Genomic DNA, 13,169 nt, shown 5'->3' on the forward strand with positions numbered 1-13,169 from the left:
TTAACTGTCCTCAATTTGAGAATTAAGTAACGGAACCGGGCTTTTCAACACCGATTTCACCAACACGGTAAATGCCCCAAAATTTTTATACAAAGTCGGAAGGGTAAAAAGCGCTTTCCAGGCAGATTTGCGTGCTTTTGAATAGTTGTGATTGTGATAATAGATAAAAGCCTGGTTTAAAGCTGCCATTCCGATAATTTGACGGGATTCTTTTTTCAAATCACTCAGTTCTTCTGGAAGATTTTTATAAATACGTTCTAAAAAAGAAACGGGATCCTCCGTTTTTGGAAGGTCAGTCCAACCAGAAAATATATTTCTTAGTCTCAGGTAGCCTTCCTCGGATAAGGTTGGATCAAGTTTCAGCGCCATTCGAATGTGTTCATGAGCAAATCGAAAATCGGATGATAAAAATCCATGTGCCGCGGCTCTCAAATGCGCATGAGCATAAGCTTTAGGTTTCATTTTTTGCCATTCCTGGCTTAAATTGGGGTTAGTAAAGGTTTTTTCCAAAACGGCTAAATTGGCTGTGGTCATTTGCTCACCGTTACGGGTCATTTGTCCAGTGTGAAAGCGGTATTTAGACACTGCAACTGGAACAACTTCCATGTTACACCCCTCGATGGCTAATCTCAGCCAATAATCCCAATCCTCATAGGAGCGTAGCGTTTCATCAAAATAACCAATTTTTTCTTGCCATTCCTTTTTGATCATGACACTGCCGACATGAAAAGGATTACCCAGAATCAGGTTTTGAATGGGAGAAGGGAGAAAGGTTTCAAATTTTTTTGGTATAACCTTCCCACGTTGATCAATGAGTAAAGCATGGCCAGCGACAAAACCCAACTCTGGATTCGCTTTAAACTTATCCATTAAAAGCTCAATTTTTGGGGGTAAAAACATGTCATCCGAGTCAAGAAATGACAGATACTCACCTGAGGCAGCGCGAATGCCAGCGTTCCGTGCACTGGAAAGCCCTCCATTTTGTTTGTAAAGATATTTGATTTTAGGATTATTGTAAGAATGAGCCACTTCTTGTGTGTTGTCGGTTGAGCCATCATCCACAACAATAATCTCGATGTTGGGATAGGTCTGATTTAAACAACTTTGGATGGCTTCTCCCAGGTAATAACCCTGGTTATAAGCTGGGATGATGATTGTTACAAGCGGTGTGGTGTTGTTTTGCATCAATCAGCGCTTCCGATCAAGAGGCCATCTGAATATTCAACTCTTCGGATCGAGGTTGGCAATAACAGATTGATATCTGTTAAATCTGGAAATGCCTTGCTCCGAATTGATGAAAAATATGCAATAATCGCATCCCCTTTGGTTATTTCATTACTCATCTGGGTCATATATTCCTGGAAATTTGGATTGGGTATCTGCCGAGTTAGATCTATTTTGCGGGGAAAAGGGGCAGAGATTTTACCGGTCAATAAATAAATTCCTTCTGGAGAATTGGTGTAGATAGTTAAATCCGAAGGAATTTGCTTCAATTGATTAATTAATTCGGATTCGCGCCAATTTTGATGCGAGAAACCAATACCCAACTTATGATAATTCTGAAAAACAGATATTCTTTGTGTAAAACTAATCATGCTAAACGAGAGGACAATCAGGCTTATGGATAGAATCTTAAAAACAGGCGAAGTTCTTAATACATTAAAAAAATGTCCAACCCCAGCAGTCACCAATAACCCCGATGCAACAAAAAAAGGGGAAAGGATTCGATCGTCCAAAGGTGTGTTTGCATCAATAAAGGAGATAGAAATCAAAAGAAATATAAGATAAATGATTGAAAACATTATCAGTATCAAGAAATTCCATTTCGTTTCTTCCGAAAAATTCTTGTAACGTTTCTCCAGAACAACCAGGAGAGGAATTGCAATTAAAACCAGGATTCCTGACTTGGCTATCCCCGGTAATCCGAGAGGGATCAAATACCAGCTGGCAATTGTGTCGAGCCCTTGTTGAAGTTGGTTTATCCCGATGGGGTGAAAACCAAAACTGCGGTTGGCAAGGTTTCCACCAATTATGATCGTCCACATTACCCAAACACTCAATAATACCACCCCGGGTGTGGCTGCGTAGACTGCGGTTATAAACCTGTCAAAAAATTTTCCCTTATGATGTAAGAAGATTGCCCCTGTTACTGAAACGATTAGCGCCACACCACTATAACGGGTGAGACATGCTAAACCGAGCGAAACACCACCAATAAATACCAAACTTTTGCTTTCTTTACTTAATCCTTTGGCAATCAGAAACAAACCCGTAAAACCCGTTAATAGAAAAAGCGCCTCAGACCATGCCATAATATGGAGGTTTAAAATCAGCGGACTTATCGCCAGCGGAATCAATAAGACTACGGATAAAGAAGGCATCAATGAATGGGTTAGCTTCCGAAGATACAACCAGAATAGAATCAAATTGCCGCTTAATATCGCTAAATGAAGCCATCGGGTGGATTGAAGAAGAGAACTACCTGTAAGCCCTCCAAGGGAAAGAAAAAATGGATAAAGAGGGGGATAAAAAGTAAGAGCCTGATCGGGAGGATTTCCATAAGGAATGGTTAATCCTTTTGCGGATAATAAATTATTGGCTACCCCAATATATGCAGCCGAGTCGGGAGATGTTCCAATTCCCCATTTTGTGGAGAAAATTAAAAATCCACAAGAGACTAAGATAGCTGTCAGGAGAAAGAAAAGGTTGATATTAGACACACCCGAATTAGTTATTTTTTTGATAGCCATGGTCTTTTGGAAAAATTTTTTAGCGTAAAATCAAAAAGATCATTAAGCCTAAAGTTTTTACAATTGAAAAGGTTTCAGAAGAATAGAAAGAAATTTATTTCCGATACCATTGAACTTTTGGTTTTCCTCAGAAATTAACCAGTACAGTGTCCTCTTTTTCACTATTGTCTGTATGAGGATTTTTAAAATATAGGCTATGGTCTTAATCCGATCCAATATATTCGTACCAAAATATTTTGATTTCATTGGCTCACCAAAAAATATTGTAGCAACCGGTTTTTCTTCAGTCTCTTTTTTCCAAAATCGGATACCGTTTTCAGCGATTAATGAAACCTTTTTACTGTAAAAATGAAAATGAATTTGTTTAGGAAAATATTCACCAAGGTAGGGAAAATTTCCAGTTAAGGGATATCCATAACGTAACAAGTGTATACCAATAATCCCTTCAGTATAGCGGATCATTTCATCACTTAAGTGGTTTTTCCAGCTGTACGCTCGATTTTTATCAACAGGTTGTTCAACTTTCTTCTTCCACGGTACATCCTGACTATTTACTTGCTTTCCTGTAGTTGAAGTGTTAAGCATGGATTTCTCGTAATTTTCTCCAAGAAATTCACATAATTTCTTTAGCTCGAATTCCGTCTCTGCAACAAGGTCTTCAAAACGCAATGTATATGAACATTGATCTTTGGTAAAAAATTCATTACTCAATTCATCCATTCGTTTCCAATAATCAATTGCTTCAAAAAACGTCTTTGCACCCCACGGAACATTCATCAAGGACAATGCTACATCTCGAGGGTCGCGAATTATGCGAATAATTGGCGAATCGGGAAAGTATTCGCGTACTAAACCTAAGTGCTTAATATGGTCGGGTGTTTTTTCTACCCAACGAGACTTTTTTAATGAATGCATATAGGGTAAAACAATCGAGTTTAATATCGCAGGAACCCCAGGCTGTTGATCTTTCAGATACTCATAAATTTGTTGTTCTGATCGATGATACTTTTCTAAAATACTAATCCTTTGGGATGTGTTGGCAGTAAAATTTGTAAAGGTTATTGACTTGATGAAGTCCAATGCATTTTTTGGCCAATGAACAGGATTAACGAGATTTTCTATGTTCTCAAATGCCAATCGTTGGAAAAAGTGAGTTTCTGGCCCGCAACTCATTCGACTATGAGCAGCCAGCATAGCAGAAAGTAATGTGGTTCCTGATCTCTGAACACCAACTATAAAAATAGGGGGAGATTCCATTTTAAAACCTAATTAATCTTCCAGGAATGATCCAGATAAGCTATTCCATTTATTTCATTCCCGCCCCTTACAACAAGGTGATTAGCATTGTTCTTTCTATCGTAGAATGTATACCCGTCAGAATGAAAAATGACAGCATCAAAAGTATAGGCGTTCGGAAGTAAGTTAAATTTTTGAAATTCAATATCAACATAACCATCCCCCTCAAAATCTCCAGTGGGAATACCGTCCACATCCGTCCGAATTCCAGTAACCTGATGACTATTCAAAATGTGTATTACGACATTGAATACTGGATTTTTTACCAAGGTGTTTGTGTGATAGTAGAGACGAATTTTTACCTTATCCCCAACATCAAAGATTGTTTGTTTCTCTTCATTTTCATTCAAAATTTCTAATTCTTGGATTGTTATTTCCCCAGTCCCCCCCCGTATAAAGTCATTATATTGTTCATAGGTCTTGAGTAAGGATAAACGATAAATATCAATTGCTGATTCTGTATCACCATCATAAATCACCTTTCCTTTCTCAAGAGCGATTGAGCGAGGACAGAGATGACTGATCGTGTGTAAGTTATGAGAAACAATAATAATGGATACTCCCTTGTTTTTTAATTCTTGAATTCTCACCTGACACTTTGTTCTAAAAGCCAGATCGCCAACGGATAATACCTCATCTATAAGCAAAACATCAGGTTCTAAAAATGCTGCTACAGAAAACCCTAAGCGCACCACCATACCAGAACTGTAACTTTGTACAGGCATATCTAAGAACTCTGATAAACCGGAAAAGGAAACAATTTCATCAAAACGCTTATTGATTTCCTTCTTTGAAAATCCCATCAAAGATGCATTGATATATATATTTTCACGGCCTGTCAACACTGGGTTAAAGCCGGCTCCCAGTGCAATCAGAGCCTGCACTCTCCCGTTAATATTTATTTTTCCTGTGTCAGGTAAAATCAATCCACCTAGCATTCGAAGAAGTGAAGTTTTGCCCGCACCATTGTGACCAATTAATCCGACTGTTTCGCCAGGTTGCACCTCAAAAGAAATATCCTTTACTGCCCAGAACTCATCTTTACGCAAGTTCAGATAGTTTCTTTCCCTCCCAATCAATTCACTTCCCATATCAAGAAGGCCATAATACAATGACCTCCGCATGCTTCTACAAAATTTTTTACTTACTTTATCAATGCGGATAATTGGTTTTGTCATTATGTCCCCAATTTTTCAATGAGTATTGGTAGTGATATACGATAAAGTAATAATGAAAAAAAGAAAACAACAATTGTAAGTATTAAAACGATTGTGACATGAAGAAGATTATCTATATAACCCACAGTTATTAAGTTTCTTGTGGCAATCAGGATTGGGCTGACAGGATTGATGATACTTATCAACGAAAAAGGGAACTTTTCAGGTAAGGTGTAAACTACGGGTGTTGCAAAAAATAACAATTGCAATACGATTGGAAGAGATGTCGAAACATCTGAATATAACATACCAATCGGGGTAATCAATATTCCAATTACTATTCCAAGAAGAACAAGAACAAAAATCCCAAAAGGCGCTAAAAGAATCCCCCACTGAATTTGAATTTTATAAAAGATCAAAACACCTATGATAATGATCATCCTGATGACCACATTGAACATGACACTTAAAAAAGCCGAAAAAATCAAAGCTTCTCGCGGGAAAAAAATTTTTACAATATAAGGCTTTGCGTTTATGGTGGCCTTCAATGGTGCATTTACACTGTCCGCAAAAATTTGCCATAATGTTGTTCCAATCAGGACATATGCTGGATAAGGCAAATTGATCGTACTCGTTGAAATTATGTTCCTGGACTGAAGTAAGATAAAGATTACAGAAGTGATTATGGGAGGAAAAAAAGCCCAAAAAACTCCCAAAAGGCTTTGTCTATATTGTGCGGAAATATCTCTAATAAATAGCCTCCAAGCCAATTCACGAGATAAGAATAAATCGCGGAGAATAGAACTTAAGAGCTTAAAGAGTTTTGGTGTTGATTTCTCCGAACCAGAAATGATGGTGTATTCCATCGCTTGTTTCTTCACAACTCTTACCTTTCTCATTGATGACGACTGTGTTTGTGGCGTAGAGCCAAAAAAGCAACAATTATTAGAACCGGGAAAATTGCGCTTATGTATATATCGCTCCCCGGATTTTCAGTTGGTTTTATTGGTGAAAATGTGGGAATTACGGTTGCTTCTAATTTTGGTGCATCTAATTCCGGTTTAGTTGTACTTGGAGTTTCCTCAACCGTAACTGTTTTCCCTATCATGGGATTAATTATTGGCCATGGACTCGGGGGGAGAGACGGCGCATCGGAAATTATGCCGGTCATAACATAAATTTCATATATCTGACTACCATACCATGCAGCTACAATAGTATTGCCATTTACAATGGTAACGGTTGGATTGGTCATGTTCGTATCTCCCCCAAAAACAGAGGCTATGGTTGGCTTGCTCCAACGTTCATTTCCGAGATATACACTATGCCACAGACCTAACCGAGAACCATAGATGTCGTATCCTTCTCGAACTCGATTGGCGATGAATGTATGTAATCTACCTTTGCTGTCATTCGCAAATTGAACCGCGCCATTATCCCCAATCAAGATGGGAAATACATCAAAAGGGGTTGTCCATGTTTTGCCATGATCATAAGAGTACATTGCACCACGATACGCTCGAAAACCGCCCTCCCAAATGGAAACCAGTTGCCCCGGCCCAAGCAGAGCCATGTTATTCCAATCTCGCTCATATTCGTTTTCCAGGCGAACACTCAAGGGGAATGGGTTTGCCCAGGTTTTTCCATTGTCCTCCGAATAGGTGAAATAAACTGCCTGCCCGTTTCCGGAGCGGTCCCATTCAGTCCATGATAAGTATATAAATCCAGGTGGCTCCAGTAATATGCGAATATTACTCCCTCCCCTTTCTGGATCTGCGAATTGGAAAATGTCTCTGGGTTCAGACCATGAAACCCCTTTATCTTGGGATGTCAGGTAAGAAATTGCCCTTCCCTGAATTCCACCCGTCCCGCTGGCATAAGCGATATGCAGCCCTTGCTCAGGGTTGTATGCTATATCTGCAGAATACTGCTGACCAGTCAGGTTGGCATCTAATTTAATCGGTGGAGACCATGCATTCAAATTGGTTGCTTCCCAACTGGGTACCTGACGGTAATTCAGTGCATATCTTGGAAAATCAGGGAGAGTCATCCAAATTAAATGAATTGTGCCATCTTCATCAATTACAGCACGCGGGAATACTGAGATTGGATTGCCATCACTCAATGGCGAAATATATAAATCAATGGGGCGGCTCCAAGTTTTCCCGTTCCAAACGGAATACATGATCGTGTCCGCGCTATTTCCCGGTGTAGGTCCGGTTTTTTCTGCCCAAAACAAATGGGCCAGACCAGCCGGGTCTGCTAAGAGAAATGGATCGGTTGAAGTCATCTCAGAATTTGAAATATTCACAGGTGGTTGCCAGTCAATATCAGGAGCTTGAGCCGTAACTTTCGTCATGGGTTGAATAAACCATACGAAAATCAAAAACAATAAAAAGAAAAATTTGCTGATCATCATGAATTGGAAGGAGAGTTAAACTGGAAAAGGGGGCGTGATTTTTCTTAAGTTAGCCGGCGGTTTTCTGCCAAATGTGATAAAGAACAATCGCAGCAATCACCAGAAAAGAGAACAAAGCTCCAATTACTATTCCAATAGTTGGATTGATGATTGAAGCGGGCGCAGTGTTGATTACGCGGGGTGTCTCAGTCGGAAATATCGCAGCGGGTTCTTGTGTAGTAGCGTTAATAACGGGTGTTTCCAAATTATTTTCATTTCCAATGCCTGCTTGAGGGGTTTCAAGTAAGGGTAAGTTTTCAATCTGTTGTTCAGTGAAAAGTAAATGATATTCGGAGCGATTATCCAATATATTCATGGTTGTTGCCGATAGTGCCACTTCTAAAAATCCATTGGGTGAAAAGATACCTACCGGCGAGGATGAACTTGAGTTCAAGTCAAACTCAATTTCTTTCGCCTCGCCCGCAATCCAATTGTTTTCCCAAATCAGGTGTTGTAAAGAAACGTTATTATCATTTCCTCTTAGTAACTGAACCAAATGGATACGACCACTCGCGTCAATGGCAATTGACGGTACCCCGATTTTTTCTCCGAGAAGCGAAGGCATGTTTGCCCTAACCCAACTGTCACCCTTACTCGAAGAATATTCATGCCATATTTGGCTCTGACTGCCTGAATTTTCCTGCCAAAACCGATGAATGACACCGTTGGGACTGTGGTAAATTCGACTCCAAATTACGGCTGCATCGGAAATCCTGTCTGGTTCTGTCCAGTTTTGACCACCGTCAATAGAACGGCTGTAATACAAGCCAGTTGGAAACAAACGATTTGCCGCAATTTGGTAATTTACCCAAACCAGATGATATGTGGTTTCATCTAAAACAACCAGTTGCGGGTTGTTAACCGCCTCAAATCCAAGGGTTTTAGCGTTTAGAATTTTGGCTGGTTGTGTCCATGTCAGTCCCCCGTCATTTGAAGTGGTGATGTAAATGCCGCGCTCCTCATTAAGTGGAACGCAATAAATCACAATCAGTTTTCCGGTGGGTTCAATCAGGAGGCCAGGCGAATCAGCAGCATAATTTGAATTTGAAAGCAATACGGGAACACTCCACGAACTGGTCATAAAAGCCTGATTAGATGGAGCAGAAGAAAAATAAATATCCCCCTTTAAACCATCTCGCCAAACCAATAGCAAGTTGTTCGTGACAGGATCAAAATTTGCAGAGATGTGATCAATAAATTTGTTTGGTGATTGATGAATCAGAATGGGTTTAATCCATCGGCCCTGGGCTTCCCGTCGAGAATAAAAAAGGGTATCTGAAGGGATGCTGGGTTCGCCCTCGTTGCCTGAACTCCAAAACACATGTGGTTGTCCCTGAGAATCAGCTGTCATTGCAACAGTTAGAAAATTATTATTGCTTATGGAAACCGTTTCCGGGGAAATCCAGGAGGTGTTCTGCTCAAACCAGGAATCTAAATCGCTCAAATTGCGCTTTTTCCACCAAATATCACCTTGTTCCAGGTCGGCGCCAATCAAATTCAAGTTTCCTTCTTGATCTATGAGAATTTGCTGACCGGTTAGTGTCAAAATGGTTCGTGTTAATGGATCAACCACCTGAAGCATTTCGGATTGTTGCTTTGATTTGCTCCAGCGGTTTCCGTCCCACGCAGTGAGCAATACCTGATCACGATTTACGGTCATCAATATCAGGTACTGGTTGGTGTATTCAATTAATTGGGAGGATAAAGCGCAGCCAGGAATATCCTCCATCATCCGTTTTGGCTCACTCCAGGTTATTCCTTTGTCTTCTGAGTACTGGAAAGATTGAGAGCAGCTGAAACCGGGTTGTCCGTCTTGATAAACCAACATGATTTGGTTTTGAAGTAGTGCAATTTGGACATTATAGGGGGTAGTAGCACTAGGGCGATTTTGAGGGCTGACAACTTCAACAGGCTCTTCCCATTCGTTCCCTCCAACCTGGGATCGGGCAAAAAATACCGTTTTCAATGGCCGATTATCCCAGGCAACGTAAATTTCCTCGCCTTCTGCATCATTGTGAACCGCAATTTGAACGTTTGCCGATTCACGGCCAAGGGCACGAAAATATCTAGAACCATATATCAAGACCGCGGGCTGCCAGGATGAACCACCTGAGCTGGATTTACGATAATACACCCCCGCCGGCCGATTATTTACCTCTTCCGTTTGAATAAAAACCAGATGAACCGCACCATCGAGGGTGACAGAAACATCAAAGAATACAACACTCTCGGCAAGTATGGTCGAACCACTCCATGCACCCGGGCTGCTAAAATTATCCCCAGTTGCCCGGTTGTAATACAGCTTGCCTTCCTCGTCAATCCAGAAAGCGTGCATTTGATTATTGGATCCAGTGTAAAGGCTTGGAACATACAAGTCGTTTGGGGCGCTGACTGGTTGAGGGGATGTCCAATCCGATCCATTTCCCTGGACATACATTAGATCATCAAACTCATCTAACCAAAAAACATGAAGGAGACCTTGGGGACTAACGACAAAGGATGGGGAAGATGATGAACCAGACCGGGAAAGATTGACCCCCTCGGACCATGTTTCTTCAACCTGAGCAATGGTCTTTTTTTGAATCCCTGAAAGACCAATCATTATTAGCAACACCAATACGATAATTTTTCGATTCATCCCAAGTCCTTTGAGAACCGCGTCAACATCGGTATTTAAATTTCCTTCTATCCGAACACCAACCGATACATCGTTCTTCCTCTATTCTTTTCAACCCATTCCATGAACAAAAGCGGAAGGAAGATAGTAATTGCCGCAATCACCATAACCAGCAAGGGCTGAATAGCCAATAATTGTTTTGTGCCAATTTGGATAACTGTAAAAAAGATTAGATTGATGATGATGAGATTAGTAAGATAAATACCGTAAGACCTTTTCCCTAACCTCTCAAAAAAACGCACAAATGGCATTTGTTCCCTTTTTACAGTGGTCAACCAGATGAGTCCGAATAAGGGCACAATAATTTCAATTAGCGGGAGGGATGTAATGCTCAACTGGGTTGACACTGCAAGTGAAAATAAAACAAGCGTTATGACAATCAAAATAAATACATTCGTTTTATTACTCAAAGTTTGTTTGAACCATTCATACCGAAGACCAAATATTACGCCCATTGGATAGAACACACCCCACAGAGCAAGCGGGAGGCGAATTATCGGTGGAGCGAAAAATCTCGCCCATTCGGGCAGGATGCTCCCAAATATGTCCGGCCGAAGCAAGATAACTAAAAATGCCTGATATGTAAAAAAAGTCAGAAAAATCAACAAGGGGGATTTCTTTGTCAAAGTGATCAGGAAGGGTGCAAAAAAAGTAAAAAAGAAAAGCAACGGAACAAAATTATTGGGGTAGCCAACGATCAAGGATTTTACATATCCAATTAACGAATCCTGCTCACCAAATAAAAAATATACAACTACATAAAATACCAAAGACCAGATGAGATAAGGCAAAGCAATATGGAGTAAGTTGTTTGGGATCAGGCGATACATGGCTTTCAAGCCTTTTCCCTGCGCTGCGTAAGCAAAGTAACTGCCGGCGAGAAATAGAAACAATGGCACAGCAAAAATCCCTAATTCTTTTATCGGAATCAACAGAGATTTTTGCCATTGAGGAATGCCCACCCCTTGATTTCTGGCAAACTGAAACCCAAGGGTGATGGAATGGTTAATGACCACAAGCAGTATTGCAATGCCACGCAGAGCAGGGAAATTTCTATTCACAAATGCGCACCTTTATTTGTGACCATTGTTTGATTTTGCGATTTCAGGGGCTAAAAAGCCGCGCTCTTCAAGAAATTGAACTATTCGATGAGCATTTTGGAGTGGGGAAGAATTGACCGTTTCGAGGGTAATTTCGGGATTAATCGGTTCTTCGTATGGATCATCAACACCGGTGAAGCCGGTTAATTGACCACGACGAGCTTTTGCATAAAGTCCTTTCACATCCCGGCTCTCACATAGGTCTATAGGAGTATCCACAAACACTTCGATAAATCTTTCACTTCCCACCATTTTGCGAACCTCATTGCGCGCGGCACGATAGGGGCTGATAGCAGCACACACAGCCACACCATTATGCCGCACAATTTCACTTGCAACAAAACCAATCCTGAGAATATTTGTATCCCGGTCTTCTCTGGAAAATCCCAACCCCTTTGATAAATGAGTACGAACAACATCACCATCCAAAAGGGTGATCTGGCGTCCCCGTTCTAACAACAACGTGGTGAGAATTTCTGCGGTAGTGGATTTTCCGGCTCCGCTCAAACCGGTAAACCAGATGCAAAAGCCCTGTTGATGCCGTGGTGGATAAACCTGTTGCAAAATCTGGGCTGTTTCCGGACGGGTGAACCAATCCGGTAACAAAACCCCCTTTTCAAGATAATCCTCTCGAACCTGAGTGCCGGATATATTGAAAACCCGTGCACCTTCAGGAACTTTACTGATTTCTTCGTAACGATCTTCATCAGGTAAATAGACCAATTCTTTGAATTCAACTGGAGAAACCCCGATCTCATCTGCGTATTGAGCCAGTAGCGTTTGAGCTTCGTACGGGCCGTAGAAAGGATTCCCATAGCTATCTTTACCCGGGCCGGCATGATCCCTGCCGATGATGAAATGAGTAGCCCCATAGTTGCGGCGGATGATGGCATGCCATAATGCTTCGCGCGGCCCTGCCATTCGCATGGCCAGGGGTAGCAAACTCAATAATGTCCGATTGGGATCATAATAATTATTTACCAAGGTGCGGTAAACCCTTACTCGTGTGTAATGGTCAACATCTCCGGGTTTGGTCATGCCCACAACGGGATGAATAAGCAGACTTCCATTTACTTCATCAGCAGCCCGTTTGGTTAACTCTTCGTGTATTCGATGCATTGGGTTGCGAGTTTGAAAAGCCACCACATTTTCATGGCCCATTTCAGAGAGTTTTTTCCGAACTTCCAAAGGTGAAAGCCTGAGATCTGAAAAGTCATGGTTGGCAGGTAAGTTAATAACCTTAAGTTTCCCCGAAATATAAACTTTACCCCAATGAAGCATTTCTGAAATCAATGGATGTCGAGGATCCGTTGTTCCCAAAACAAGCCGGGCTTCTCGTTGAGCATCCCAATGGAAAACCTCATTAATCTCCATGATCGCCAGAGTATTATTCCGTGAATCACACAAGTTAATCCGATCGGCAAAGGAGGGCAGGTCTTTTTCGTCAATTGGCAAAGTAACGGGGATTGGAAACAAAGTCCCGTTTTTCAATCGCATTTCTGTGAGGACCCGTTCGTAATCCTCTTTCCCCATAAATCGGTCTAAGGGGGAAAACGCTCCTACTGCCAGTAATTCAAGATCACAAACAGAGCGGGGGGATATCTGGACAGAGGGCAAATGTTTGGATTCTTCTATGAGAGCTTCTCGTTCCTCGCCTTCTGCTAACAAATTGATCAATCTACCGCCAAACGGTGCGATTAGTTCAGTTTGTGTTTTTGTTTTAGTCATTCG

General features: G+C 41.2%; 9 protein-coding genes. All 9 read right to left on the reverse strand.

All coding sequences use genetic code 11. The features are described 5' to 3' along the window. The 9 genes from AC812_RS02140 to AC812_RS02185 are packed head-to-tail and all read right to left on the reverse strand — an operon-like array spanning nt 1 to nt 13,166. The gene (locus tag AC812_RS02140) at nt 1–1,185 is read right to left on the reverse strand and encodes a glycosyltransferase (protein WP_061916489.1); all 1,185 of its coding nucleotides are present in this window, start codon (nt 1,183–1,185) and stop codon (nt 1–3) included. Continuing rightward, complete coding sequence (locus AC812_RS02145; protein ID WP_082149072.1) at nt 1,185–2,750, reverse strand: glycosyltransferase family 39 protein; 1,566 nt, start codon at nt 2,748–2,750, stop codon at nt 1,185–1,187. Before AC812_RS02145 ends, AC812_RS02140 begins: the two co-directional genes overlap by 1 nt. Nucleotides 2,751–2,807: 57 nt before the next feature. Beyond that, the gene (locus AC812_RS02155; protein ID WP_061916482.1) at nt 2,808–4,007 is read right to left on the reverse strand and encodes a sulfotransferase family protein; all 1,200 of its coding nucleotides are present in this window, start codon (nt 4,005–4,007) and stop codon (nt 2,808–2,810) included. A gap of 8 nt (nt 4,008–4,015) precedes the next feature. Then, the gene (locus tag AC812_RS02160; protein ID WP_082149071.1) at nt 4,016–5,224 is read right to left on the reverse strand and encodes an ABC transporter ATP-binding protein; all 1,209 of its coding nucleotides are present in this window, start codon (nt 5,222–5,224) and stop codon (nt 4,016–4,018) included. Beyond that, nucleotides 5,224–6,069: an ABC transporter permease gene (locus tag AC812_RS02165; RefSeq protein ID WP_061916476.1), complete on the reverse strand. Its 846-nt coding sequence runs from the start codon at nt 6,067–6,069 to the stop codon at nt 5,224–5,226. Before AC812_RS02165 ends, AC812_RS02160 begins: the two co-directional genes overlap by 1 nt. A gap of 29 nt (nt 6,070–6,098) precedes the next feature. After that, nucleotides 6,099–7,619 (reverse strand): sialidase family protein, encoded by a 1,521-nt coding sequence (locus tag AC812_RS02170; protein ID WP_062158765.1) that lies wholly within the window; start codon nt 7,617–7,619, stop codon nt 6,099–6,101. A gap of 52 nt (nt 7,620–7,671) precedes the next feature. Continuing rightward, nucleotides 7,672–10,299, reverse strand: a complete 2,628-nt coding sequence (locus tag AC812_RS02175) for a sialidase family protein (protein ID WP_114676102.1) — start codon at nt 10,297–10,299, stop codon at nt 7,672–7,674. Nucleotides 10,300–10,346: 47 nt separating this feature from the next. Continuing rightward, complete coding sequence (locus AC812_RS02180; protein WP_061916468.1) at nt 10,347–11,399, reverse strand: acyltransferase family protein; 1,053 nt, start codon at nt 11,397–11,399, stop codon at nt 10,347–10,349. 12 nt (nt 11,400–11,411) lie between these two features. Then, nucleotides 11,412–13,166 (reverse strand): bifunctional sulfate adenylyltransferase/adenylylsulfate kinase, encoded by a 1,755-nt coding sequence (locus AC812_RS02185; protein WP_061916464.1) that lies wholly within the window; start codon nt 13,164–13,166, stop codon nt 11,412–11,414. Between the last annotated feature and the right edge of the window lie 3 nt (nt 13,167–13,169).

Source organism: Bellilinea caldifistulae (assembly GCF_001306055.1).
Lineage (GTDB): Bacteria > Chloroflexota > Anaerolineae > Anaerolineales > Anaerolineaceae > Bellilinea > Bellilinea caldifistulae.

Excerpts from the sequence above, each read along its gene's own strand:
- AC812_RS02140 (WP_061916489.1), bottom strand. The coding sequence starts at position 1,185 with ATGCAAAACAACACCACACCGCTTGTAACAATCATCATCCCAGCTTAT.
- AC812_RS02145 (WP_082149072.1), bottom strand. The coding sequence starts at position 2,750 with ATGGCTATCAAAAAAATAACTAATTCGGGTGTGTCTAATATCAACCTT.
- AC812_RS02155 (WP_061916482.1), bottom strand. The coding sequence starts at position 4,007 with ATGGAATCTCCCCCTATTTTTATAGTTGGTGTTCAGAGATCAGGAACC.
- AC812_RS02160 (WP_082149071.1), bottom strand. The coding sequence starts at position 5,224 with ATGACAAAACCAATTATCCGCATTGATAAAGTAAGTAAAAAATTTTGT.
- AC812_RS02165 (WP_061916476.1), bottom strand. The coding sequence starts at position 6,069 with ATGGAATACACCATCATTTCTGGTTCGGAGAAATCAACACCAAAACTC.
- AC812_RS02170 (WP_062158765.1), bottom strand. The coding sequence starts at position 7,619 with ATGATCAGCAAATTTTTCTTTTTATTGTTTTTGATTTTCGTATGGTTT.
- AC812_RS02175 (WP_114676102.1), bottom strand. The coding sequence starts at position 10,299 with ATGAATCGAAAAATTATCGTATTGGTGTTGCTAATAATGATTGGTCTT.
- AC812_RS02185 (WP_061916464.1), bottom strand. The coding sequence starts at position 13,166 with ATGACTAAAACAAAAACACAAACTGAACTAATCGCACCGTTTGGCGGT.